Source organism: Nonomuraea sp. NPDC048916, from assembly GCF_040649575.1.
In the GTDB taxonomy this organism is placed as follows: domain Bacteria; phylum Actinomycetota; class Actinomycetes; order Streptosporangiales; family Streptosporangiaceae; genus Nonomuraea.
Map to the genome: position 1 here is coordinate 1 of NZ_JBEZFS010000200.1, position 497 is coordinate 497.

At 70.0% G+C, this 497-nt stretch carries 1 protein-coding gene; it reads left to right on the forward strand.

The window, feature by feature from the left end; all coding sequences use genetic code 11:
* On the forward strand, window positions 1–497 hold a 497-nt coding region (locus AB0C16_RS40430; protein ID WP_357691483.1), incomplete at both ends, for an acyltransferase domain-containing protein.

Genomic DNA, 497 nt, shown 5'->3' on the forward strand with positions numbered 1-497 from the left:
GGGCAGGGCGCTCAACGGCTGGGCATGGGCCGCGAGCTCTACAACACCTTCCCCGTCTTCGCCGCCGCCTTCGACGAGGTCGCCACCCACTTCGACCCCGCCCTGCGCGGCATCATGTGGGGCCGCGACCCCGACCTGCTCAACCGCACCGAACACACCCAGCCCGCCCTGTTCACCTACCAGGTCGCCATGTACCGGCTCCTGCAATCCTGGGGCCTGCGCCCCGACTTCCTGACCGGCCACTCCATCGGCGAACTCGCCGCCGCCCACGCAGCCGGCATCCTGACCCTGCCCGACGCCACCACCCTGGTCACCGCCCGCGCCCAGCTCATGGGACAACTCCCCCCCAACGGCGCCATGATCGCCCTGCAAGCCGGCGAAACCGAAGTCCTGCCCCTGCTCACCGACACCGTCAGCCTCGCCGCCATCAACGGCCCCAACAACGTCGTCATCGCAGGCGACCACCACACCACCCTCCAGATCGCCGCCCACTTCCA